General features: G+C 54.1%; 25 protein-coding genes. 13 read left to right on the forward strand and 12 right to left on the reverse strand.

Annotated elements, in window-relative coordinates; translation table 11 throughout:
• Positions 1-55 precede the first annotated feature (55 nt).
• Positions 56-1,048 carry a 2-hydroxyacid dehydrogenase gene (locus D7S44_RS05555; RefSeq protein ID WP_120452735.1) on the forward strand — a complete coding sequence of 331 codons (993 nt, stop codon included), beginning with the start codon at positions 56-58 and terminating at the stop codon, positions 1,046-1,048.
• Between the two features lies 1 nt (position 1,049).
• Here D7S44_RS05555 and D7S44_RS05560 read toward each other — a convergent pair whose 3' ends face one another.
• From D7S44_RS05560 to D7S44_RS05570, 3 genes are all read right to left on the reverse strand, one after another.
• Positions 1,050-1,319 (reverse strand): putative hemolysin, encoded by a 270-nt coding sequence (locus D7S44_RS05560; RefSeq protein ID WP_120452737.1) that lies wholly within the window; start codon positions 1,317-1,319, stop codon positions 1,050-1,052.
• A gap of 215 nt (positions 1,320-1,534) precedes the next feature.
• On the reverse strand, positions 1,535-3,661 hold the full coding sequence (feoB, locus tag D7S44_RS05565; protein WP_120452739.1) for a Fe(2+) transporter permease subunit FeoB: 2,127 nt from the start codon (positions 3,659-3,661) through the stop codon (positions 1,535-1,537).
• Positions 3,658-3,897 carry a FeoA domain-containing protein gene (locus D7S44_RS05570; protein WP_120452741.1) on the reverse strand — a complete coding sequence of 80 codons (240 nt, stop codon included), beginning with the start codon at positions 3,895-3,897 and terminating at the stop codon, positions 3,658-3,660. The genes feoB and D7S44_RS05570 overlap by 4 nt, the downstream gene beginning before the upstream one ends.
• A 212-nt stretch (positions 3,898-4,109) precedes the next feature.
• On the opposite strand from D7S44_RS05570, the gene D7S44_RS05575 reads away from it, so the two are divergent.
• A complete protein-coding gene (locus D7S44_RS05575) occupies positions 4,110-4,292 on the forward strand; it encodes a hypothetical protein (protein ID WP_120452742.1) in 183 nt (60 codons plus the stop codon).
• Positions 4,293-4,304: 12 nt separating this feature from the next.
• On the opposite strand, the gene D7S44_RS05580 is transcribed toward D7S44_RS05575, so the two are convergent.
• Positions 4,305-6,086 carry a sensor domain-containing diguanylate cyclase gene (locus D7S44_RS05580; protein ID WP_120452744.1) on the reverse strand — a complete coding sequence of 594 codons (1,782 nt, stop codon included), beginning with the start codon at positions 6,084-6,086 and terminating at the stop codon, positions 4,305-4,307.
• Between the two features lie 331 nt (positions 6,087-6,417).
• Between D7S44_RS05580 and D7S44_RS05585 the strand changes: the two genes are divergently transcribed.
• Complete coding sequence (locus D7S44_RS05585; protein ID WP_120452746.1) at positions 6,418-7,863, forward strand: methyl-accepting chemotaxis protein; 1,446 nt, start codon at positions 6,418-6,420, stop codon at positions 7,861-7,863.
• A gap of 4 nt (positions 7,864-7,867) precedes the next feature.
• Here D7S44_RS05585 and D7S44_RS05590 read toward each other — a convergent pair whose 3' ends face one another.
• A complete protein-coding gene (locus D7S44_RS05590; RefSeq protein WP_120452748.1) occupies positions 7,868-8,071 on the reverse strand; it encodes a DUF3606 domain-containing protein in 204 nt (67 codons plus the stop codon).
• Positions 8,072-8,467: 396 nt separating this feature from the next.
• On the opposite strand from D7S44_RS05590, the gene D7S44_RS05595 reads away from it, so the two are divergent.
• On the forward strand, positions 8,468-8,698 hold the full coding sequence (locus tag D7S44_RS05595; protein WP_120452908.1) for a transcriptional regulator: 231 nt from the start codon (positions 8,468-8,470) through the stop codon (positions 8,696-8,698).
• A gap of 217 nt (positions 8,699-8,915) precedes the next feature.
• Positions 8,916-10,466: a methyl-accepting chemotaxis protein gene (locus tag D7S44_RS05600; RefSeq protein ID WP_120452749.1), complete on the forward strand. Its 1,551-nt coding sequence runs from the start codon at positions 8,916-8,918 to the stop codon at positions 10,464-10,466.
• A gap of 72 nt (positions 10,467-10,538) precedes the next feature.
• Here D7S44_RS05600 and D7S44_RS05605 read toward each other — a convergent pair whose 3' ends face one another.
• The gene (locus D7S44_RS05605; protein ID WP_120452751.1) at positions 10,539-11,261 is read right to left on the reverse strand and encodes an SDR family NAD(P)-dependent oxidoreductase; all 723 of its coding nucleotides are present in this window, start codon (positions 11,259-11,261) and stop codon (positions 10,539-10,541) included.
• A 111-nt stretch (positions 11,262-11,372) separates the two neighbouring features.
• On the opposite strand from D7S44_RS05605, the gene D7S44_RS05610 reads away from it, so the two are divergent.
• Positions 11,373-12,305: a LysR family transcriptional regulator gene (locus D7S44_RS05610; RefSeq protein ID WP_120452910.1), complete on the forward strand. Its 933-nt coding sequence runs from the start codon at positions 11,373-11,375 to the stop codon at positions 12,303-12,305.
• Between the two features lie 110 nt (positions 12,306-12,415).
• Entirely contained in the window at positions 12,416-12,955 is a 540-nt protein-coding gene (locus D7S44_RS05615) for a DUF2058 domain-containing protein (RefSeq protein ID WP_120452912.1), read from the forward strand.
• A 104-nt stretch (positions 12,956-13,059) separates the two neighbouring features.
• Here D7S44_RS05615 and D7S44_RS05620 read toward each other — a convergent pair whose 3' ends face one another.
• From D7S44_RS05620 to D7S44_RS05640, 4 genes are all read right to left on the reverse strand, one after another.
• Complete coding sequence (locus D7S44_RS05620; protein WP_120452753.1) at positions 13,060-13,758, reverse strand: RluA family pseudouridine synthase; 699 nt, start codon at positions 13,756-13,758, stop codon at positions 13,060-13,062.
• Positions 13,759-14,789: 1,031 nt separating this feature from the next.
• Positions 14,790-15,209: a DUF4354 family protein gene (locus D7S44_RS05630; RefSeq protein ID WP_120452757.1), complete on the reverse strand. Its 420-nt coding sequence runs from the start codon at positions 15,207-15,209 to the stop codon at positions 14,790-14,792.
• A 151-nt stretch (positions 15,210-15,360) separates the two neighbouring features.
• Complete coding sequence (locus tag D7S44_RS05635) at positions 15,361-15,663, reverse strand: hypothetical protein (RefSeq protein ID WP_120452914.1); 303 nt, start codon at positions 15,661-15,663, stop codon at positions 15,361-15,363.
• A gap of 133 nt (positions 15,664-15,796) precedes the next feature.
• The gene (locus D7S44_RS05640; RefSeq protein ID WP_120452759.1) at positions 15,797-16,021 is read right to left on the reverse strand and encodes a YgdI/YgdR family lipoprotein; all 225 of its coding nucleotides are present in this window, start codon (positions 16,019-16,021) and stop codon (positions 15,797-15,799) included.
• Positions 16,022-16,450: 429 nt separating this feature from the next.
• Here D7S44_RS05640 and dgoR point away from each other — a divergent pair, with 429 nt between their 5' ends.
• The 4 genes from dgoR to dgoD are packed head-to-tail and all read left to right on the forward strand — an operon-like array spanning position 16,451 to position 19,758.
• Positions 16,451-17,140, forward strand: coding sequence for a D-galactonate utilization transcriptional regulator DgoR (dgoR, locus tag D7S44_RS05645; RefSeq protein ID WP_120452760.1), 690 nt, complete (start codon positions 16,451-16,453; stop codon positions 17,138-17,140).
• Complete coding sequence (locus D7S44_RS05650) at positions 17,137-18,012, forward strand: 2-dehydro-3-deoxygalactonokinase (RefSeq protein WP_120452762.1); 876 nt, start codon at positions 17,137-17,139, stop codon at positions 18,010-18,012. Before dgoR ends, D7S44_RS05650 begins: the two co-directional genes overlap by 4 nt.
• Positions 17,996-18,613: a 2-dehydro-3-deoxy-6-phosphogalactonate aldolase gene (locus D7S44_RS05655; protein ID WP_120452764.1), complete on the forward strand. Its 618-nt coding sequence runs from the start codon at positions 17,996-17,998 to the stop codon at positions 18,611-18,613. Before D7S44_RS05650 ends, D7S44_RS05655 begins: the two co-directional genes overlap by 17 nt.
• A complete protein-coding gene (dgoD, locus tag D7S44_RS05660; protein WP_120452765.1) occupies positions 18,610-19,758 on the forward strand; it encodes a galactonate dehydratase in 1,149 nt (382 codons plus the stop codon). The genes D7S44_RS05655 and dgoD overlap by 4 nt, the downstream gene beginning before the upstream one ends.
• A gap of 142 nt (positions 19,759-19,900) precedes the next feature.
• Here the strand turns inward: dgoD and D7S44_RS05665 are convergent, their stop codons facing one another.
• Positions 19,901-20,806 (reverse strand): LysR substrate-binding domain-containing protein, encoded by a 906-nt coding sequence (locus tag D7S44_RS05665; protein ID WP_120452768.1) that lies wholly within the window; start codon positions 20,804-20,806, stop codon positions 19,901-19,903.
• A 118-nt stretch (positions 20,807-20,924) separates the two neighbouring features.
• Here D7S44_RS05665 and D7S44_RS05670 point away from each other — a divergent pair, with 118 nt between their 5' ends.
• Positions 20,925-21,218, forward strand: coding sequence for a DUF1330 domain-containing protein (locus D7S44_RS05670; RefSeq protein ID WP_120452770.1), 294 nt, complete (start codon positions 20,925-20,927; stop codon positions 21,216-21,218).
• A 260-nt stretch (positions 21,219-21,478) separates the two neighbouring features.
• Here D7S44_RS05670 and D7S44_RS05675 read toward each other — a convergent pair whose 3' ends face one another.
• Positions 21,479-21,880, reverse strand: coding sequence for a RidA family protein (locus D7S44_RS05675; RefSeq protein ID WP_120452771.1), 402 nt, complete (start codon positions 21,878-21,880; stop codon positions 21,479-21,481).
• 140 nt (positions 21,881-22,020) lie between these two features.
• Between D7S44_RS05675 and D7S44_RS05680 the strand changes: the two genes are divergently transcribed.
• Positions 22,021-22,623, forward strand: coding sequence for a TetR/AcrR family transcriptional regulator (locus D7S44_RS05680; RefSeq protein ID WP_120452773.1), 603 nt, complete (start codon positions 22,021-22,023; stop codon positions 22,621-22,623).
• The last annotated feature ends 1,431 nt before the right edge of the window (positions 22,624-24,054 follow it).

A 24,054-nucleotide genomic window follows, 5' to 3' on the forward strand; every position in this document is an offset into this window, starting at 1 on the left:
AAAACTGGCAATTAAACGTTATGCTGTGTGAATACCCGAGTACAGGAGCGTAACGATGAAAATCGCGGTTTATAGCACGAAGCATTATGACCAGAAATATTTCGATCAGGTTAACGAAGGCTACCGTTTCGATGTAGTGTACTTCGACTTTTTACTGACGGAAGCGACGGCCAAAAATGCCGTCGGCTGCGACGCCGTATGCATTTTCGTTAACGATGACGCCAGTCGTCCGGTACTGGAGGAGCTGGCGTCGCTGGGCGTGAAGTATATCGCGCTGCGCTGTGCTGGTTTCAACAACGTCGATTTAGCGGCGGCGGCGGAGCTGGGCCTGAAGGTGGTGCGCGTGCCCGCTTATTCGCCGGAAGCGGTGGCGGAGCATACGGTAGGCATGATGTTAACGCTTAACCGCCGTATCCATCGCGCCTGGCTGCGCACGCGCGACGCCAACTTTTCTCTCGACGGCTTAACCGGCTTTAATATGCACGGCAAAACGGCGGGCGTCGTCGGCACTGGCAAAATCGGTGTGGCGACGATGCGCATTCTGAAAGGCCTCGGCATGCGTCTGCTGGCGTTCGATCCCTATCCGAGTGAGCAGGCGCTGGAGCTGGGCGCGGAGTACGTCGACCTGAAAACCCTGTTCGCCGAATCAGACGTGATTACGCTGCACTGTCCGCTGACGCCGGAGAACCACCATCTGTTGAATGCCTCGGCCTTCAGCCAGATGAAAGATGGCGTGATGATTATTAATACCAGCCGCGGCGCATTAATTGATTCTCAGGCGGCGATTGAGGCATTAAAGCAACAAAAAATCGGGTCGCTCGGCCTGGATGTCTACGAGAACGAGCGCGACCTGTTCTTTGAAGACAAGTCTAACGACGTGATTCAGGACGATGTGTTCCGTCGGCTCTCCGCCTGCCACAACGTGCTGTTTACCGGCCATCAGGCCTTCCTTACCGCTGAAGCGCTGACGGCGATTTCAGAAACGACCTTGTCGAATATCAACCAGCTTGAGCACGGCGAAACCTGCCCGAATCAGCTTTCCGCCTAGTTTAGCGGGCGCAGTTGCCGCCGATCAGCGCCTGTTCGTCGCAGCGGCGTCCGTTCGCCAGCTGGCACATGCCGATGCGCGTGCCGTCCAGCTGGTGAGAAAAGGCAAGGGTTCCACCTGCACCGGCGCAGTTGCTTTCAGCCAGAGACGACATAACGACGTGCGGTTGAATATGGGCGGCGGTAGCTTGTTGCGGCGGTTCGTTATTGCTGCTGCTGCATGCGGAGAGCAGCAGCGCGGCACCGGCCAGCAGAAAGGTGGCTGCTTTCATCAGTCGGACTCCGGAAGTGTTAGGGTTAGAGGCCGGTCAAGCATAAGACAGGCGCAGCAGTCGGTCGATAGAGAACACAGCTTTTTACAAAATTTTCCCGGCCACTTTGCAAGCGGAATTATCCTGTTTCGCGCCTTTATCCTTGTTAATCAGCTTCTCACGCTTACGTCAGGCAGGTGGTAACGCGCCATAACAGACGCGTTTACCTTTTCCCGTTAATGTCCGCAACCTTTGCATCCGCCGCATCCGCCCTCTTTAACGGGCTGCAGCGCAGGCTGTCTGGTGAAGCGCAACTGACGCAGAAGCGTGACGGCTGCGACGCCTGCGGCAATGACCCCTGCTATACAGATCAGACTGAAACCGGGATGCTGAGTGAAGGTGCCGGTTTGGTAAACCAGGGTGGCGGCGCCATAGGCCACGATCGTTCCCCAGATCAGGGCGAACCACATCCACTGACGTCCCGCCTCTTTCGCTAAAGCGCCCATCACCGAGGCGCACGGCACGTAGAGCAAGACGAAGACCAGATAGCTATAGGCCGCCAGCGAGCTGCCGAACATCGTCTGCATCACGCCTACCGCGCCCTGGCTCATCTCGCCGTCCCCTTTGCTCGCTTCAACCGGATTAAACAGCGTCTGCGGGCTGAGCGCCTCCTTCAGGTTTTGCCAGGTTTCATCCAGCGCGTCGGCAAAGACCGCCGACAGGCTCTGCGCAGGCCCGGCGTCTGGCGCGTTTTGCGGCTCCGCCAGATAAAGCGCGTTCAGGGTGCCGACCACGCTCTCTTTCGCCATTGCGCCGGTTACCAGTCCGACCGTCGCCTGCCAGTTATCGGCCCGAACGCCCATGGGGGTAAACAAAGGCGTCAGGTAACGGCTGGCTGAGGCGAGCACGGAGTCGTCGACGCGCTGCGCGATCTCGCCTTTCGCCGTCAGGCCGGAAAGCAGACTGATGATTACGCAGGCTGCGACGATCACCGCGCCCGCGCGGATAACAAAGGCGTGTAGCCGAAACCAGGTTTGTAGCAGCAGACTACGCATGACCGGCACATGCCACAGCGGCAGCTCCATAATGACGCGCGACGACGCCCCCTTCAGCAGGGTGTGCTTTAACACCAGCCCGGTGAAGACAGCCGCCACAATGCCAAGCAGGTAGAGCGTAAAAATTAGCCCGGCGCCGGCGTTGCCAAAAAAGGCCGTGGAGAAAACGGCAAATATCGCCAGCCTGGCACCGCAGGACATAAAGGGCGCCATCAGCATCGTGACCAGCCTCTCCCGCTCGGTTTCAAGCGTTCGCGCGCCCATCACCGCCGGCACGTTGCAGCCAAAGCCAACGATCAGCGGGACAAAGGATTTTCCCGGCAGGCCAAGCCAGCGCATAAGACGATCGACGACAAAGGCGGCGCGCGCCATATAGCCGGACTCTTCCAGCACCGTCAGAAAGAAGAACATCAGCGCCAGCTGCGGCACCAGCGGCAGTACGGTGGCGATCCCGCCGCCAATGCCCTGCGCCAGAAACGAGGTGAGCCAGCCGGGAAGATGGAGCGTCGCGCAAAGCTGGGCAGTACCGTCGATAAACAGCGCGGTAGAGCCCTTGTCAAACACCGGCTGCAGCGCGCCGCCGATATTAATGGAGAGATAGAACATCAGGTACATCACCCCCAGAAACAGGGGAAAACCGAGCCAGCGATTAAGGAACAGATTATCCAGTAGTTGCGTCAGACGGTGGGCGGTATGAGACGCCTGATCGCAGGTTGCCTCACAGATCGCATTGATGCGCGCCAGACGTGCCTCATGGCTCACCTCTGCCCGGTTCACCAGCAGCGCTGCGGCAGGCGCGGCAGCGACGCGATCGATAGCCGCCAGCAGGTCCGGCAGCCCTTCCGCGGTCGAGGCGGACATCGATACCACCGGACAACCCAGCTGTGCGGCCAGCGTATCGGCATCCAGAGTAATGCCGCACTTTCTGGCGACGTCGGCCATATTAAGCACCACGATCATGGGCAAATTCAGCTCGCGCAGCTGCAAAGTGAGCCACAGGCTTTTTTCGAGGCTGGAGGCGTCAACCACGTTGATTAACACATCCGCCTGGCCGCTCATAACGTAGCTGCAGGTCACCCGCTCGTCGGCGGACATCCCGTCCTCGGCGTGTACCGTTTCAAGAGAATAGATACCCGGCAAATCAATCAGGGTCACGGACGACTGCCCCGTAGCGAAAGTGCCCTGCTTACGCTCAACGGTAACGCCCGGCCAGTTGCCGGTGCGCTGGCGCAGCCCGGTCAGCAGGTTGAAAAGCGTGGTTTTACCCGCGTTAGGGTTGCCAGCCAGTACGGCATTAATGCTTTTCATGCGCCCTCACCTCCGTTAACCGGCTCAAGACGCAGCATCGCCAGCTCAGATTTACGTAGCGCATAGCTGGTGTGGCGAATACGAACTTCAGCCGGATCGCCCAGCGGAGCGAACCTGACGATATCGATTACCGCGCCCGGCACGAAACCCAGTGAAAAAAGTTTGCGGCTGAACAGCCTGGACAGGTCGCTCTGGAAACCTGTAATGCGCCATTGAGTGCCAGGTTTTATCAACATGATCTCATCTCCGATAGGTCTGTGGCGCAACTATGCGATTGCGAACAATTCTCGTTATTGATTTAGATCGCGTTTGTCGCGGGAACCGGAGCAAATAGTGGTGGGGTTTAAGCAGGGTTGACGTTGCGGCTTCTTTCTGGCCTGGGTCGTTATACGCCTGTTGACGCAACAGCACAGAGAATTGGCGCACCTGTTCTGAATGGATGCTTCCCATGTTGAAACCTGCTGCGCTTTTCGCCTGTCTGCTGCTCGTCAGCTGCGCGGCGACGCCCGACCGTCAGGCAAAGAATCGTGACGCGCTGCCCGAGTGCGTTTCGCATGACAGCGAGATTGACTGCACATGGAGCGATGTGCCCGACGATCCCTCCTCTGACGCGGCACGGGATGCGCCATAAAAAGCGCGAGCTTCAGCTGCATTTATTGCGCAGCTTCCAGTTCAGCCACGCATCAAGTTCCCGATCGGGAAGCGGTTTGGCATAAAAATAGCCCTGAGCCTGGTCACAGCCATATTCACTCAGCATACCTGCCACATCGGCGCTCTCTATTCCTTCGGCCAGCACGACATAGTCCAGCTCTTTCAGCATGGTGATAATATTTCGCGCAATGATGCGCGACGCGGTATCGGATGAAAGCCCGCTAATTAAAGAGCGGTCCAGCTTGATAACGTCCAGCGGCATGCGGCGAAGGTAGCTGATATTGCTGTATCCGGTGCCAAAATCGTCCAGCGATATGCCAAAACCGCGCAGCTTGAGCATCTCCAGACCGCGCATGGCTGCCGGACTTTCAATCAGGCGTTCAGTCTCCAGACACTCCACGCCAAGCAGCGAGGTGGGTAGCCTGACTTTCAACATTTTATCTTCAAGAAGGTCCGCAAATCCGGGACGGGCAAAATCGTGCAGGCTGACGTTGACCGACACGGGCAGCTGTATGCAGTGATTACGCAACCTCGCCAGGCGCGCAATAGCGCGATCGATAACCCAGGCGTTCATGTCATGCAGCAGCTCTGTCTGCTCCGCCAGCGGGACGAAAGCGGAGGGCGATAATTCCCCCAGTACGGGATGACGCCAGCGAATAAGCGCCTCCAGCCCGACAGGTGCGCCTGTCTGCAAACAGATTTTGGGTTGATAGGCCAGATAAAGGCCCTCGTCGCGCTGTAAAGCCGAGGCCAGCTCATGCATCAGGGTAAAGTCGCGCGTGCGGCGAACGTCCTCTGCTGCGCTGAAGGTTCGCGTCGGCACGCCGCTGCCAATCGCTTCATGTAGCGCGCTAAGCCCGCGACGCAATATCTCCTGCGCGGGTAACGCCACAGCCGTAAAATTCACTTCCCCGGTAAAGGTCGTCAGGGTGACAGAGAGCCCTTCCCCCAGATCCGCGCTGATGCCCTCCATGCGATCCGCCACCCGGGCTGCGCTCAGCCCGCTGCTTTCGCTGACCAGTAGCGCAAAACGTCCGGTCGCCACGGTGTAAAGCAGATCGCCCGGCCCAAGACGGAGGCGCAGAGGCAAAAGCGTAGCGACATCTTTTAGCAGCCCCTCCACCGGCCCCATTCCCATAGAGCGCGCCAGTTCATAAGCGCGCGGCATGTCGATACAGTCGATCAGCACCAGCCGACGCGGCAGATTGTCGCCGCCCGTTGCCAGATATTGCAGATCGCGGATCAGGCGCTGGCGATTGGGCAAACCGGTGACGGGATCGGTAAAGCCGGCCGAGTGCCAGGCTTCCAGAAAAGAGATGACCAGCGCAGCCAGCAGCGTCAGCGCGGTAAGCTGCTCGGCGCTCAGCAGATGCGGCTCGCCGTCGGTGACGCAGAGCGTTCCGAGTATATGACCATTGCGGCTTTTCAGCGGAACGCCGGCGTAGAAGCGGATATAGGGCTCGCCGACGACAAACTTATGCTTTACAAAACGGGCATCCAGCAAGGTGTCCGACACCACCATCGGCGTTTCGTTATCTATCACATAGCGGCAAAGCGAATCTTCACGCGTCGAGTGCCTGAGAGAGAAGTTGCGCGCGGCCCTGATGTACTGAAATTCATCGTCAACGATGGAAATAAAACAGCCAGGAATGCCGAGCGCCTGGCTTGCCAGCCGGACAAATTTTTCGAGTACGCCATCACGGCTTTCGTCAGGTTCACGAAACGCCTCAAGCGCGCGGGTGCGACTCTCTGGGTCGACAGAACATGTTTGCATGGATCCTCCGGCCCGCCCCACCTCTGGAACGAAACAGAAATAAAAAGTGTGTAATCAACAAGCCGGATAAATCCTGTCAGGACAACAGGAAAAAAGCAGGTTTCTGGTACCAAATTTTAAGCGCATTCCGCTGCCTAGGCACAGCAAAATATTTAAAACAATGCCAAAAAATCCGAAAGATAAAAAAATTACAAAATGATCGTTTTCTTTTTCCTGTTTGGCTGCCAGACTGTAGCCAGCCATAAGATAGCGCGCAATTAAATAGCAGGCTACTTTAATTATAAAATACGATAAACATTTACACAGCGATAACAACACCGGGGAATCCTCTATGTATTTTCTCAGAAACTTTACTATCCGCAGGGTCGTACAGGTCATTTTGCTTGCCGCCCTGCTTGTCGTCGCGCTGGCAGGCACCTACGGTTCTGCTGTTCTGCATGATATGCACCAGCGAGACGGGGGCAGAGACGCCCTCACCGCGCAGCTTCTCTTTCTGACGCATGCCGGGAATGTAATGGCCTCAGGCTCCCCTGCGGAAAAAGCGGCGCTGCAGGCAGATCTGCCCCAGGAGGCCGCCTGGGCGCCTGTGCGTCGTGCGCTGAGCGAGACGCCTGCGCTGTTTTCGGCTGCGTCAAATGAGCGCCTGGTCTGGCTTCAGCATCAGCTCGCGTCGGACGAAGCGGCGATGACCCGGGATCGCCATCGCCTGGAAGCCGCCTTTATTATCGCAGCGCTGGTGACGCTGGGGTTGCTGGCTTTTTGCGACCGCTTCCTGGTAACGCACCTTGTTAAACCGCTTGGCGTGATGCGTGAGTATTTCAAGAGGATTGCCGCGGGCGATCTCTCGCGAGAGCCGCAAGAATTTGGTCGTAACTGTGTGGGGCAACTGGTTCCGCTGGTCAGGCTGATGCAGCAAAGCTTGCTGACTACCGTGCTGTCCGTACGCGATAACACGGTTGTTCTGCGTCAGGAAGCGGCTGATATCGCAGCCGGCAACACCGATCTCTCCGATCGCACTACCCGTCAGGCTGCGGCGCTTGAGCAGACCGCAGCCAGCATGGAAGAGCTGACCGCAACGGTAAAAAACAACGCGCTGAGCGCGCGGGAAGCCCGCGAGCTTGCAGGTGCGACTACTCATACCACGCAGCAAGGAGAGACGCTGGTGACATCGGTCTCGACGCTGATGAGCGATATCGCCGAAGAGGCGGAAAAAATCCGTCAGTTTACGGCCACCATCAACAGCATCGCATTCCAGACGAATATTCTGGCGTTAAATGCAGCCGTTGAGGCGGCGCGAGCCGGTGAACAGGGCCGCGGCTTCGCCGTCGTCGCCTCTGAGGTGCGGACGCTGGCCCAGCGAAGCGCCGCTGCCGCCAAAGAGATCGAAGGGTTGATTAGCGGCGCGGTCACGCGCGTGCAGGAAGGCGCGGTGGTTGCCGCACGGGCGGGCGACACCATGGGAAGCGTGACGAAGAGCGTTGCTGCCGTGAACGATCTTATCGGGCAAATCGCTCTGGCCTCCGATGAGCAGAGTAAAGGCATTTCTCAGGTAACACTGGCTATTGCCGATCTTGACCGCGTAACGCAACAGAACGCCTCGCTCGTTCAGCAGGTCACCGCCTCCGCCGGCAGCCTCAGCGGACGAACGGAAACCCTTGCCAGCGCGATCAGCCACTTTAAAACTGCTGACCTGCCGGCGGAAGACGGGCATCTTCTCGCTAGCCCCAACGGCGTTAACCCGTTTGCGGCGGCGCAGAGGTTAAGCGGCATACGCTAAACCATCAGGAACAGGGGCGGCGCGGTGGCGGGTTGTCTTCCAGCCAGCTGCGCACCTTTTCTATATCCTGCCCCGCTTCTTTTACGGCGCGTATAAGCCGATCCTGGGTGATATGCAGCGTCAGCATCCAGAAAGTGATTTGCCACTGTTCGCTGACTTCCACGCAGGAAAGATCAGCAGGGACGCGACGAACGATGGGGTCTCTCATATCTTTGTCCTTATTACCGGCAAAGGAAAAGCACCGGGACAATATTCAGCGTACGAAGCCCCCCATCCTGAATGTCTGGTACAGGATATAAAGCGGATTTATCCCTAAACGATTGTGAAGATAAATTATGAGAGGGTTCCGAGAGCGAAACCCAATTGAAAGGAGCCAGTTAATATTAAAGTGCGTTAAAAACCGATCCCATTAACCGCCACGCTAATTACATTAACAATGTTATTACATGCACCTGCGATATCAGGCAGTGACGGCGGATGATCAGACAGAAACAGAAACTTTCGCGCCTGTTACAGAAATTCTGTTATCTCTTTACCGATTGTTTTGTGTATGCCAAACAGAGTCCTGCTGAAACATGACTGGCTGCACAGAGAGAAACTTTTTATGAAGACAAAACCCTTTAAGCCAGGCGTCATTGTACAGAGCGATGTGCGTTCCCTTCGGGTCGCCGCTGGCCTGACTCAGGAGCGCGCCGCTGAACGCTTCAACCTGAGCCTGCGCAGCTGGCAACTTAAAGAGGCTGTATCCAGTCCCGGGCTGCTCAGCCAGGGAGAATATGAACTGCTGTTATTACTGGCTGGTAAACACCCCCATTTTATTCTGGCGTCTCGCTAACACCCTCAAGCATGGATGCTTATCAATATAAACGTAGCGCTTTAAGCCTGTCACTTAACATTCTATTTAAAATAAACAACATAAAGATAACCCACCGCGAAACAGACGCATCCCCTCTCGCAGAATTTTAATTGAAGGGGAAAAGAAACATGCCGATAACTAATCAGTTTTGCGATTCAGCAGACTGTTTTGTTAACGTATGGGGAACGGGAAAGCTATGTTTAAAAATTTACCTGTCAAGAAAAAATTCCTTCTTGCTTTTGGCACTGTTGTTGTTTTGTTGCTGGCGCTCTGCACCACTTTCTACAACAACTTTTCCAGTATCGTAAATTCCAATGACTGGAATATTCACAGCTGGCGCGTCATCGATAAAAGCCGCGCGCTGACCCAGAGTCTGGTGAATATGGAGACGGGCCTGCGCGGCTATGCCATTAATGGTAAAGAGGAAATGCTGGAGCCCTGGAAGTCGGGCAAAGATGACTTTGTTAAGTTTCTGCAGGAAGCAAAATCGCTGACCGCTGATAACCCTGCTCAGCAGGAGCGCCTGAACAATTTACTGAAGCAGGAGCAAGAGTGGCAGGAAAAATTCGTCGCTGAACTGCTGACTCATCGTCGCGCGCTCAATGCCGGGACCCTGACGCAGGTAGAGTTTAACGCCTCTTTCGAAGCAAATACCGGCAAAGCGCAGATGGATCAGATGCGCAGGACCATTGATGAGATCGTTAACGGCGAGAAAGGCCTGCTCAGCGAACGACAGAATACCGTTGATTCTATTGAAGCCAGGACCCGGCTGGCCCTGTTTGCTGGCGCGCTGCTGGGTCTGGGTATCGCTTCAGCTTTAGGCTACATTCTTGCCCGTTCAATTGTTCTGCCGCTTGAAGAGGCGGTAAAAGCGGCCAGAGCGATCGCTGCTGGCGATCTCTCTACAACGCTGGTTACCCATTCAAAAGATGAAACCGGTATTTTGATCGCGACCTTCGCCGCCATGCAGGAGCAGCTCAAGAAAGTGGTCTCTGATATTCAGACCGCCGCGTCATCTATCGACACAGCGTCTAAAGAGGTGGCGATGGGCAATACCGATCTCTCTGCGCGAACCGAACAGCAGGCCGCCTCGCTGGAAGAAACCTCCGCCAGCATGGAGGAGTTAACGGCGACCGTCAGACAAAATGCCTCTAATGCGCAAACTGCGAGTAGCCTGGCGTCTGAGGCCTCCCAGGTTGCGCAGCAGGGAGGCGAAGTGGTCGATAAAGTTGTCACTACCATGGCGGCCATCTTTGATAGCTCGAAAAGCGTGGTCGATATTATCGGTACGATTGAGAGCATTGCGTTTCAGACAAATATCCTGGCGCTGAACGCAGCGGTCGAAGCGGCTCGCGCTGGCGAGCAAGGCCGCGGCTTTGCCGTGGTGGCAAGCGAGGTACGCGCCCTGGCACAGCGCAGCGCGACAGCGGCGAAAGAGATTAAATCTCTTATTGAAGCCTCAAACCACCGTATCTCAGAAGGCACCGATCTGGTGGCGCAGGCTGGCAAGACGATGAATGGCATAGTCACTGCGATCGGCGACGTGTCGCAAATTATGTCTGAAATCTATACCGCCACCGGCGAGCAGGTTAACGGCATCGAGCATGTTGGCATTGCCATCACACAGATGGATGAAGTGACTCAGCAAAACGCAGCGCTGGTGCAACAGGCCGCCGCTGCCGCCGCTTCGCTGGAAGATCAGGCGGCGCAGCTAAGCCGTACCACCGCCATTTTTAAAATCGCCTGACAGACGATTAACGATCAACAAAACCTCGCGCCTGCGAGGTTTTGTTATTGTCAGAATAGCTATAGCCTGGCTTTACCAGGGCACCACCTTGCCAAAACGGTCTAAAAATTCCAGGCCGGGTTTGCTTCGCTTGCGCTCGATCACGCTGACAATATCGGGGATCGTCTCTTCCAGCGTGTAGGCACCCTCTTCTCCGCCCAGCTCGGTACGGATCCAGCCCGGCGCCAGCAGCAATAAAGCGCGCTCAGGGTAAAGCACCGCCTGTCGCGCGGCGTAGCTGCGCATGTACTGATTTAAGGCTGCTTTCGTGCCGCGATAGACTTCTCTGCCGCCCTGATGATTATTACCGATACTTCCCTGCCCGGAGGACATCACGCCGATCAGCCCGTCCGCGTCGACAAGCTCCTGCAGCCGTTCTGCTACCCGAAGCGGTGAAAGCGCATTGGTTATCATCAGATGGGCAAACTCTTCGGTACTCACCTCTGCAATGGTGTCGTTCTGATTCCGGTTGGCTATGCCGGCATTGATGAACAGCGCATTAAAACGCTGGTGCCGCAGGCGGTTATGCAGCCGGGAAAGTTGAGCCTCATCCGTCATATCCAGCTGCTCCAGGGTCAGCGCCTGCGCATAGCGGGCCGCAAGGTTGTCCAGAGCGGCAGAGGCGGCTGCGCGGATCGTGGCGGTGACGCGCCAGCCGCGAGCGAGCAGCTCTTCAGCCATCGCCAGACCGATGCCGCGCGAGGCGCCAATCAGCAAAATATGAGGGGGTGTCGTTTGTAACGGGTTCAGCGCCATGTTGATCTCCGGAATCTTCGCAGGGATCTTCAAACTAAACAGGAAAGGAGCATTACACCAGACGCCTCACATGCAACAATGGATTGCATCGCACGCAATCAACTCTTTCTTATGCCTGACATCGATCTGAACTTGCTCACCGCTCTGGATGCTTTGCTGACGGAATGCAGCGTCACCCGTGCGGCGCGGCGTATGGGCCTCAGCCCCTCGGCCATGAGCCGCACGCTTGCCCGTTTGCGCGCTGCTACCGGCGACCCGCTGCTGGTCCAGGCGGGTCGTCAGATGGTGCCAACGCCCTACGCGGCTGAACTGGCCGGGCGCGTCTCTCACGTCGCACGCAGCGCATGCGCGCTTCTGCAGCCAGCAAACCCACAGCTGAATCTCGCCAGCACGGAACGCAGCTTTATCATTCGCGCCAATGACAGTTTTATCGATCTGACCGCCGCCGCCCTGGTAAAAGAGCTTCAGCAACAGGCACCGCTGATACGGCTGGTGTTTGTTAACAAGCGTGATAAAGAGGCTGACCTGCTGCGCAGAGGGGAAATTGACCTTGAAATCGGCGTGCTGGGAACCGATGCGCCGGAACTTAAAATCAGAACGCTGTTCAATGACCGGTTTGTGGGAATTTGCCGACAGAACCATCCCCTTTTACAGACGCCTGGCGTGACGGCTGAACGCTACGCCAGCTACCCTCACGTTGTTATCTCCCGTCATAATAAAATCTGGGGACCGGTAGATGACGCGCTTGAGCGGCTGGGTTTGCGGCGGCGCGTGATCATGGCACTACCCGCTTTCGCTAACGCCATCCCTGTGGTGCAGGATTCCGATATTCTCGGTCTGGTTCCGCTTTCCTGCTCAGCCTGTTTCGCCTCTGGCGCGCGCCAAAACGATCTGGCCTACTTTGAGCTGCCCGTTGAGACGCCTGCCATCAACATCTCTCTTATCTGGCATCCGCGCATGCAGACCGATCCGCTGCATCGCTGGCTGCGGGAAACCATTATGACGGTATGTCGACGAGAGCAGGCAGCGCGCGGGTGGCCGTGAAAAGCGCAGGCATCCCTGCGGCGTAGCGGGTTGCCCACGGCTTCAACCCGGTACAGCCTGTAAAATTACAGGTATACTCAGTGAAATTTTTAACCGGCTTAGAAACGAAGATGACGAAACTTACCTTACAAGAGCAGATGCTAAAAGCAGGCCTGGTCACCAGCAAAAAGATGGACAAGGTGCAGAGAACGGCTAAAAAATCGCGCGTTCAGGCACGCGAAGCGAGGCAGGCAGTAGAAGAAAATAAAAAAGCCCAGCTTGAGCGCGACAGGCAGCTAAACGAACAGCAAAAACAGGCTGTTCTCTCAAAAGAGTATAAAGCTCAGGTGAAGCAGCTGATTGAGATGAACCGGATTATCATCTCCCGAGGCACTATTGGTTTTAACTTTACTGATAATAACTTAATTAAAAAAATAGAGGTGGATAAGGCGACTCAGGCGCAGCTGATTAGCGGCCGCCTCGCCATCGCGCGTCTGGCGACCGACAGCAGCGGCGAGAGCGAATACGCAATTATTCCCGCGAGCGTAGCCGATAAAATTGCGCAGCGCGATGCGAACAGTATCGTGTTAAACAGCGCGCTCAGTCAGGAAGAGCAGGATGAAGACGATCCCTACGCTGACTTTAAAGTGCCTGACGATTTGATGTGGTAATTCCTCGCTGTACAACGCTTTATATGAAAAGTCCCTGAGGGCTTTTCATCTTCCGTTCCCCCTTAATATCCTCTGATTCAGCGTCGCCAGCCGTGGCTACGCCGTCAGAATGGAGAGGCGTGACGGGCGGTTATCCGCTCTCCGCTGACGGGATGGATAAAATGAAGCTCGCTGGCGTGAAGCATCAGCCGTGGCGTCCGCTCGCTGCCTGGCAGTTCCCGCCCGCCATACAGGTCACAGCCCAAAATGGGGTGCCCCAGCTGCTGGCAGTGAATGCGCAGCTGATGGGTACGCCCGGTTTCTGGCGTAAGTTCAACGCGCGTCAACGACAGCCCTTCTCCGCCCTCCTGCTCCTGATAAAAACGCTCGACGACCCGATAGCGGGAACGTGCGGGCTTGCCGCGCACCGCGCAGATCGACATCAACGGGAACAGCGCCGGGTCTTTGGCAATCGGCGCGTCTATTACGCCTTCGGTATCGCCCAAATGTCCACAAAGCAGCGCGCTATAGCGTTTAATGACCGTGCGCTGACTGAACTGCTGGCAGAGCGCGGCGTTAATAGCCTTATTGCGCGCAATAACCATCAGCCCGGAGGTGCCGAAGTCGAGACGATGGACCAGAGTGCAGCCTGGAAAGATCTGAACCAGCCGGTGATGCACCGAGTCGAGATTGAGCGGATTTTTCCCCGAGAGGCTGAGCAGCCCGGAGGGTTTAGCGATCAGCGCCAGGTGTTCATCCTGATAGAGCGTCTCTATCTTTTCGTGACACGGCGGAGCAATAAAGGTATCTGAAAGGGTAGACATCAGGCTGCCGGTTAAGAAGTAAGGGCAGATAGTAGCGAATTTTGCGATAGCTGGCGAATCTTGCCGGGCTGCGACATATCCCGGTGTAATGCGCCTGTTCTCGTTACGTTCAGCAGCGCTGCGCCAGGCGCGGATCGCTTACCGCGTTCACTGAAAACCAAACGGCCCGCAGAAGCGGGCCATTTCATTACCCGCGTTAAATATCATTCGCAGGCGGCGGCCCCATATACTGCGCGCTGCTGACAGATGCTGGCGGCGGTCCCATATGCTGAGCGCTGCTGTCAGACGCTGACGGCGGCCCCATATGCTGAGCGCTGCTGTCATAGGCTGGTGGTGGCCCCATATGCTGAGAAGCGCTGCCAGCTGGTCCGGCGTGATGGTGTCTGCCTGAAGAAGGCGCGTAATGATGATGTCCACCATCAGCCACAACGCAGCCGGAGACAGCTGCGCACCCTAATGTTATCACCAGACAGGCGATCGCTTTTTTAAACATTATCATTTTCCCGATTAAATATTTACGCTTCACTTTATAACGGTGGGGTTACACCCTGGCTAAACGTCTGTGAAGAGTTAATCTCCTGAAGCGAATAAATTGATGAGGATCAATTCTTAATAAATCGCCTGTCAACGCGACACCGATCAAGAGCCCGACACTAATGGCCAGCAAAAAAAATAAAAGCCACGAACATCACAATAATCAATCTTTAGCTGCTTTGCGGTAACACACCACGTTGACTCAGAACAATTTCCGGGTAAATTAATGCCTGATATTTACGGAGAAAAATTAATACATGAAACCGTAAATATTATTATTAATGCCAGTCCCGTTCTTCGCCATAGTGGCAATCCCGCTTCACTCTACCGGTCGCCAACGACTAATGAAGCGGGAGCTTTTTTTCTGAAACGCCAGTAACCTCTGCGCGCCCGAAAAATCATTACGCTATCACTGCCATTTCAGAAAAGACTCCTGCTGATAAATTAATTTTACACATCATCCAAAATGGCACTAATTTTGCGCGCGGGGGGGGTTATTATTTGGTCGCAGCGGTAAGGCAGGTGTCGCCCAGGCCGAGCTTAACAAAAGGCAAGTCAAATAAAGAGGCATCTTGGCTGGTAAACATAACGATGCCGTTACGCGACTCCATAGCTTTATAAGGGGCATAAAGTTCATATTGAATACCGTAATTCTTTACCTGACGCCCCTGGCTGTTGAAAAGAAAGAAGCACATTTTTTTACCTTTATCGGGCGTATAGGCTTCTTTGCTCATATTATTTATCGTTACTTTATAGGTAACCTGATATTCTGGCTGGTCAGTACGGCTGTTCCAGATGCTGCCCTGCGCATCCTTTGATGCAAAAACGGTAAGATCAGGCGTACTTTCCGATGCGACAGCGCTACCCGCCGCGAGCATGGTTAAAGAGAGCAACATCGCTTTTGTAGTTTTCAACATCAGATGACCTCCGGTTCTAAGAGATAAAAACAGTGACGTGCGGAATTATTCAGTCAGCGGCAAAGTCCGCGCTGGGTTTTATAAGAGGAGCATGTTCATATTATGATGCGCGCGCGCTAAACTGGTAAATATTCTCCATGCGCCAGATAAACTATTGCTGCACCTCGATCTGAGTCCAACCTTTCTGATACATGCAGTCTTTGACTAAAATATCTCGTTGAGACGCATTCGAATCGCTCAGGGTATAACTTACATCAGATTCGCCGTTCTTTTTATCCTGGGATACCGTTTTCCCGCTGACCTTATTATCCGGCGGCAGGTCGCGCAGCGCCTGAGCCTGACAGGCGGTTTCCACTACCGTTTCGTCTCTGTCGCTTGCGCCCTCTTTCACCCATTTATAATTAGCGCAGCTCGCCAGAAAAAGGGGCAATATCAGTAAAAGTATTTTCTTCATAAAAGCTTTAACCATGATTTATTTAAGGCGAGCACAGCCTGACAGGGAAAGGCGTAAATGAACTAATTACGCCTTATAAAAAATATCTGCTACTGTTCTTATGAACGACTCAACAATCAGGAAGCGGTGCCGCTTACTGTTTAACAATCTCTTTTACGTTTTGCTTCTGTAGCTGATGCATATTTCCGCCGACATCCTCGTAGGATATCATCCCAGTCTCTTTATCGATAACTGGCTTCCCGTTGGTATTGATCATATGTCCGTCATTGGTAGAAATAATATAATGACCTGCGCAGGCGGAAAGCATTGAAACCGCCGCCAGTATAATTATGCTTGCTGATGCTTTTTTAATGAACATGGCCCTGCCCCTTGTGTTAAACAGAATCAAAAACTGTTAATTTCGAAGCCAATACTACTCCTCTGAAATAAACACCACATCAACAATCGATGCTGAAAGACTCTGTCCTTACCATTAAATGATATTTGTCAAAAGAAGCTGCCGACTGAGACTTTTTCAGCCGCTAACTATGTAAGCGATTGATACGACATTTACGGACTGTAATGCGAAAGCTGTTAGCCAGCGCTGCTACTCAGCCCACTGGCGTAGCGGTAGCTTTTACGATCGGTTGCTGTTTTTGCGATCTACATTGTAGTACAACAGTAAATATTCGTACTACAATCAGGCAAAAGTCACGGAAACTGACGTTCGACCTGTACTTCAACTATGCGGTAAAACTGAGCGCTCAGGGTAAAGTAGATGCGCACAATCAGAACATACGGAGTGGCTATGAACCTCAATAAAACGGATCGCATCGTTATTACCCTGGGTAAACAGATCGTCAGCGGCAAATATCTTCCGGGCGCAGCGTTACCGGCAGAGACAGAGTTGTGTGAGGAGTTCGAAACCTCGCGCAACATCATCCGCGAGGTGTTTCGTTCGCTGACGGCGAAGCGCCTGATTGAAATCAGGCGTTATTACGGCGCGTTCGTCACCTTGCGTAGTCAGTGGAACTACCTGGATACGGACGTGCTTCAGTGGGTGCTGGAAAACGACGCTGACCCACACCTGATCGCCGCCATGAGCGAAGTGCGAAATCTTGTGGAGCCGGTTATAGCGCGCTGGGCGGCGGAGCGCGCTACGTCACAGGACCTGGCGCAGATTGAGTCGGCGCTGAATGAGATGATCGCCAACAATCAGAACCGGGAAGCCTTTAACGAAGCGGATATTCGTTACCACGAGGCAGTTTTGCGGTCGGTGCACAATCCCGTGCTGGAGCAGCTTAGCGTAGCCATCAGCTCGCTGCAGCGCGCTGTGTTTGAGCGCACCTGGAAAGGCGATGAAGCCAATATGCCGCAAACGCTCCGTGAACATAAAGCGTTGTTCGACGCCATACGGCTGCAGAACGGCGATGCGGCAGAGCAGGCGGCCTACACCATGATCGCCAGCTCGACACATCGGTTAAAGGAGATCACATGACATTTCGCTACATCGCCATTGACTGGGGATCAACCAATTTACGCGCCTGGCTTGTCGAGAACGACCAATGTCTGGAGAGCAGGCAGTCTGAGGCAGGCGTTACCCGGCTGAATGGAAAATCCCCGCAGGCGGTGCTGGCGGATGTGACTAAGGGATGGCGCGACAGCGCTACGCCCGTGGTGATGGCGGGCATGGCAGGCAGCAACCTGGGCTGGAAAAGCGTTCCCTATCTGCCGCTGCCCGCCAGTTTATCGACGATCGGCGAACAGCTCACTGCCGTCGACGATAACGTCTGGATCGTTCCGGGTTTATGCGTTTGTCGGGAGGATCACCATAACGTGATGCGCGGCGAGGAGACGCAGCTGCTCGGCGCACAAACGCTGGCTCCCTCCTCTCTCTATGTTATGCCGGGAACGCACTGTAAATGGGTAAAGGCTGACGAGCGCCATATTCAAGATTTTCATACCGTCATGACCGGTGAACTGCACCACATACTGCTGCGCCATTCGCTGCTGGGCGCCGGGTTACCGGAGCAGCAACCGTCGCAGAACGCCTTTACCGCTGGTCTCGATCGCGGTATCGCGTCGCCAGCGCTGTTACCGCAGCTTTTTGAAATTCGCGCCTCGCGCCTCCTTGGCGCTCTGCCCCCTGAGCAGGTCAGTGAATTTTTATCCGGACTACTGATTGGCGCGGAAGTCGCCACGATGAGCGAACGTTTTAGCGATCGGCAGATCACCCTTGTTGCCGGAGAAGCGCTGGCGAACCGTTATCAGCAGGCGCTGGCCGCTGTGGGTCGTCAGGCGACGATGATATCCGGCGATACGGCATTTCAGGCAGGAATAAGGAGCATCGTTAATGCAATGGCCAACTGAACTCCCGCTTATCGCCATTCTGCGTGGGGTAAAGCCTGATGAGGTCCTGGCGCACGTCGGCGCCGTGATCGATGCAGGTTTTGATGCGGTTGAGATCCCCCTTAACTCCCCGCAGTGGGACAAAAGCATCCCGCTGATTCTGGATGCTTACGGCGACAAGGCGCTGATTGGCGCGGGAACGGTGTTGAAAACAGAACAGGTGGATACGCTCGCTCAGATGGGCAGCAAACTCATCGTAACGCCCAATATCCAGCCCGAACTGATTCGCCACGCCGTAAGCCTGGGAATGATCGTCTGTCCCGGCTGCGCGACCGCCAGCGAAGCCTTTAACGCGCTGGATGCCGGTGCGCAGGCGTTAAAAATCTTCCCCTCATCAGCCTTTGGGCCGGGCTATATCAAAGCGCTGAAGGCGGTGCTTCCTGCGGATGTGCCGGTGCTGGCGGTTGGCGGCGTAACGCCGGAGAACCTGGCGCAATGGCTTGATGCCGGCTGCGCAGGCGCCGGACTCGGCAGCGATCTCTACCGCGCCGGACAACCCGTAGAACGCACCGCGCAACAGGCGGCCGCATTTGTTCAGGCATACCGAGAGGCAGTGAAATGAAAATAATCCGGCTCACCACCTGGCGTTTACCCCCGCGCTGGATGTTTCTTAAAATCGAAACCGACGAAGGCGTGACTGGCTGGGGGGAACCCATTATTGAAGGACGCGCGCGCACTGTCGAGGCCGCAGTACACGAACTGGGCGACTACCTGATCGGTCAGGACCCGGCGCGCATCAACGATCTCTGGCAGGTCATGTACCGCGCAGGTTTTTATCGCGGCGGCCCGATCCTGATGAGCGCTATCGCCGGTATCGACCAGGCGCTGTGGGATATTAAAGGCAAGGTTCTGGGCGCGCCGGTCTGGCAGCTAATGGGCGGTCTGGTACGCGATAAAATCAAAGCCTACAGCTGGGTGGGCGGCGACCGACCGGCAGAAGTGATTGGCGGTATTGAAAAATTACGCCAAATCGGCTTTGACACCTTCAAACTTAACGGCTGCGAAGAGTTGGGAATAATTGACGACTCGCGCAAAGTGGACGCCGCGGTAAATACCGTGGCGCAAATTCGCGAAGCGTTTGGCTATGAGATTGAGTTCGGCCTCGACTTTCACGGCCGCGTTAGCGCGCCGATGGCGAAAATCCTGATTAAAGAGCTGGAACCCTATCGTCCGCTGTTTATTGAGGAGCCGGTGCTGGCGGAACAGGCTGAATATTATCCAAAGCTGGCGGCGCAAACGGCTGTGCCTCTCGCCGCGGGCGAACGTATGTTCTCGCGCTTTGAGTTCAAACGCGTGCTGGAGGCAGGCGGACTGGCTATTCTGCAGCCCGATCTCTCTCATGCCGGCGGCATTACCGAATGCTGTAAAATCGCCGCTATGGCGGAGGCCTGGGATGTCGCCCTCGCCCCCCACTGCCCGCTGGGCCCCATCGCACTCGCCGCCTGTCTTCATGTCGATTTCGTCTCGCGCAACGCAGTTTTCCAGGAGCAGAGCATGGGCATTCATTACAATCAGGGCGCGGAACTGCTCGACTTTGTGAAAAACAAAGAGGACTTCAGCATGGAAGGCGGCTTTTTTAAACCCTTAATGAAACCGGGACTCGGCGTGGAGATCGACGAGGCGCAGGTGATTGAACGCAGTAAAAATGTTTCAGACTGGCATAACCCGCTGTGGCGCCATGCGGATGGTTCAGTCGCGGAGTGGTAATACCGGCGCGGGGCTTGTCCTTACTGACAAGGCCCCCAGCCCAGGCTGAGGGAATTTTGCTGCGGCTTCAGCCTGTGGTCGGGAAACGTGCGGGCGTTATCATTTTTCGCTGCCGCCTGGCTGGTGCTAAAGGGGATCACAATCACTCCAGGTAGGGCTTCAGCAGCGTTTCACTCCACTGCATAAAGGCTCTGACGCGCTGCGACAGGTTACGCCGGTGCGCCACGACGAAAGACGCGCTAAGCGGCGCGGGACGCAGAGCAGGCAAAACTTCTACCAGCGTGCCGTTTGCCAGATGCGGCGCCAGCGCGGAATAGCCCGCCTGAATCAACCCCATCCCTGCCAGCCCCGCCTCATGATAGGTTTGTACGCTGTTAACCTTCATCATGCCGGGTAACATCAGCGTCTTATACCCCTCGTTTACCGGATATTCCCACCCGTCAGGTTTCGACCCAAAATTCCTGATGTAGTGCACCATCCTGTGTCCCTGGCTGAGCAGATCTTCAATCGTCTGGGGCGTCCCGAAACGTTCAAGATAGCCTGGGCTCGCCGCATTGATCATGCGTAGCTTGCCCATCGGCCGGGCAATCAGCGTATCGTCCACCACCGGCCCAAGACGTATTACGCAGTCAAAACCTTCCTGAATAAGATCGACACGGCGATCGGTGCTGGAGAGTTCGATCTCAAGATCCGGATGCGCTTCCATCAGCTGCGGCAAGGCGGGAATAAACAGGGTCTGCGCCAGAACGGTGGGCATATCAATGCGCAACCGCCCGCGCAGCGGCACGCCCTTATCGGCGAACATCGACTGTAGCGCCTCTGCCTCCGCCAGCAGATCCCGCGCGCGGGAATAAAAAGCGCGCCCATCCTCGGTGAGCTGCACGCTGCGTGTGGTGCGATGCAGCAGCGTTGCGCCCACGTCTGCTTCAAGCTGGCGTATAACGGCTGAAACACGCCCTTTCTGAATGCCCAGGCTTTCAGCCGCTCGGGTAAAGCTCATCATTTCCGCCACGCGGCAAAAAAGCATTAACGCATCAAGATTCTTCATTGTTCATTATTCCGATAACAGTGCGTTCTTTTTTTGGCTGTTTATAGGCAGTCTAATACTCAATAGAGTGGCTTCACACCCTGTTTCTTTATCCGCTTTACAACCAGAGGTCATAAACATGAAGCCAAAAGGTTATTTAATCGCCCACGTTACCGTGTCGGATGCGGCTGCTTACGCTGACTATGCCAGAGCCGCCGGAGAGGCCATGCGGGAGTTCGCGCCTGAAATCGTCGCCTGGTCCGGGGCATATGAAAATCTGGAAGGAGAAGCGCATGAGCGCCATGTGATTTTTGAATTCGCCTCTTTTGCCGAGGCAAAGCGTTTCTATGAAAGCCCGGCGTATCAGGCCGCCAGAAAACTGCGCGAGAAAGCGGCAACCGGAACCTTTGTACTGGTAGAAGGAAGCGCCTGACCGTCTGTTCCTTTTTTACGCAGAAGAAGCGCCTGCGTTGCCGACAATGAATCAAGCCGCTCAGGGTCATTTCCTGCGCGGTTAATTGCCCCGCTTGCAGACCTTCTGGTATTTGGTTCCTTTTTAAAATTATATTGGCGACCATGGTAAGCAGGTGCGCTTAGGAGCCTGTCCACAAATTCGTAATAGGCCTTCCCGGAATAGCGCCCTTGCCAGCCCGGAGGGCTGCATCAGGCGTTATCCCGTCTGTATGGCAATGTTTAATCCTGTACTATCGGGATCCTTGCAATAACCTTAATTTCAAAATCGAACCCAGCCAGCCAGTTCACGCCGACGGCCGTCCAGTTTGGATAAGGCGGCTGAGGGAAAACAGACTGCTTCACCTGCATAATGGTTGAAAACTGCTTTTCGGGATCGGTATGGAAGGTTGTGACATCAATCAAATCGGCAAAAGTACACCCGGCGGCGGCAAGCGTAGCCTCCAGGTTGTCAAAAGCGAGCTGCACCTGTGCGGCAAAATCTGGCTCAGGCGAGCCGTCGGCACGACTGCCAACTTGCCCGGAAACGAACAGCAGATCGCCAGAACGGATCGCAGCGGAGTAACCATGCGCCTCATAAAGAGCGTGTCGATTAGCCGGGAAAACAGGGTGAGGCTGATTCATAAAGTATCCTTTTGAGCAGTAGATGAAGCGGGATGCGCAGCCTGCATAAATGATTTAATATACGCGGCGTATGTAAAATTAATCATACATACGCGCCGTATGTCAACTCACATACGCTGCGTATGTAACAAGGAGAACGAATGGCTGTTAACCGCCGTGTCGAAACCATGGAACTCAACCGCGCAAAATTGATTGCGGCCGCGCGAAAAGCGTTTGCAGAAAAAGGTTTTGCAGCCGCATCAATGGATGACCTGACCGCCAGCGTTAACCTGACACGCGGAGCGCTCTACCATAACTTTGGCGATAAAAAGGGATTACTTGCCGCGGTTGTTACCCAGATAGATGGCGAGATGGCGCAGCGTGCCAGAGACGCCGTTTCTGACGCGGGTGATGACTGGGATAAGCTGCTGGCCGAAGGGATCGCCTACATTAAAATGGCGCTGGACGATGAAGTCCGCCGCATCGTTCTGCTTGATGGCCCGGCTTTTCTCGGAAACCCTGCGCAATGGCCAAGTCAGAACAGCTGTCTTGAATCCACTCGTCAGGGCATCTTAAACATGCTCGAAGGCGGCGTAATCAAATCGGTAGATCCGGATGCCACCGCCTATCTGCTGAATAGCGCCGCCTTCAATGCAGCGCAGTGGATAGCAGCCAGCGACGATCCGCAGCAGTCGCTGCCAAAAGTGATTGAGGTATTCACATTACTGGTAAAGGGTTTACGTAATAATGCCGGTGCAGCTTAATATATAAAAGAACAGCTAATTTTATTATTAGGCTTTCCCTTAAGCTTTTCTGCTTCCCCTAAAAGCGGCATAAGGTTGCCGCTTTAATCAAAGCGTATTTAAAACACCTGAATTCCGTAAGATAACATTTATTCTCAAGTGAGAATCAATATATGCAGGTCAGTTATTTACTTGAACGATAACTTATATAGTATGGGGGAAATTTAACTAGCTTGCTGTAATCGGTATGGGTTAGCACTACCCCTTCGATCAGTTAGCTGCCCTGCTTACTCTAAGCATTAATAATAAAAACATGAAATACATAGCGGGTAGCGGCATTACAAAAACAATCACCCAATTGATTCGATAGCCATGATGAACCTTATTAAAAGATTTTTTAATAGGGTGTTTAAATCCTTATTTTCTCTCTATGCTCCGACCGTACTTACGGTTTTGTTCGCGATTGTTCTGGTACATTTTTTCCCGGAAGGCCCCTTATGGCCTGTACTCGTGTTTTTCATATTAACAATGATTATTATTGACTAATATCTATAGGAAAAAAAACACCCGGCAAATTTAAATTCAGATTAAATTCTGAAATTTTTATAATAAACCCACAATGCTAGTAGCTCAAGGGAAACGCCTTACCAGATCATGCACAGAGTATTCGAGTATGCGTTTGAAGAAGACAACCAGGTTTTCCCGACAAATTTTCATTACATATAAACAACCTAAAACACAGCGGGCATCGGATGTCGGCCTTGCAAATTCATTCACCAGAGCAGATCGAAAGCTATGGCAAAAACTCTTAAAAGGTTTTTTAAGCGGCTGATTAAATCTTTAGTTTCAGATTATGCTCCTGCATTGCTTACATTCTTATTCGCAGTTTTCCTGATACATTATTTCCCGGAAGGCCCCTTATGGCCAGTGCTCATATTCTTCATATTTATAGCAATAATCATAGAGCGATGGTATATGAAGTGGTAATAGCTAAAAGAGAAGCTTATTTTTACTAGATTATCTTTATTTTAATGTTATTTAAGCGATACGAAATCAAACATTAACTTTTTCAGCAAAATGATTCTTTAAAGCAACCTGCTAATTTAAAACACTACGGGCACAGGGATGCGATATCATCTAAGTCATTCCAGGGGTTACGATAATTATGTGGAATATCATCATAAGGATCTTTAGGCGTCTTTTTATGTCCCTGTTTGCGCTATATGCTCCTCAAGCCCTGATACTGATCTTCGCGATTGCTCTGGTTCATTTTTTCCTGATGGTCCAGTCTGGCCTGTAGGTCTTTTTGCTCTTTTCATAATTTACATTTTCGCTCGTTACTGCAAATGGTGATCTTTTATAACGATCTTTCACCAGCATTTTCTGTTCTGTGGCACGACAAGGAAGGCAACTTAACCCTGAAAATTCACAACAGCGATTTGCGGTCACTAC

This window comes from Pantoea piersonii (genome assembly GCF_003612015.1).
GTDB classification, from domain to species: domain Bacteria; phylum Pseudomonadota; class Gammaproteobacteria; order Enterobacterales; family Enterobacteriaceae; genus Pantoea; species Pantoea piersonii.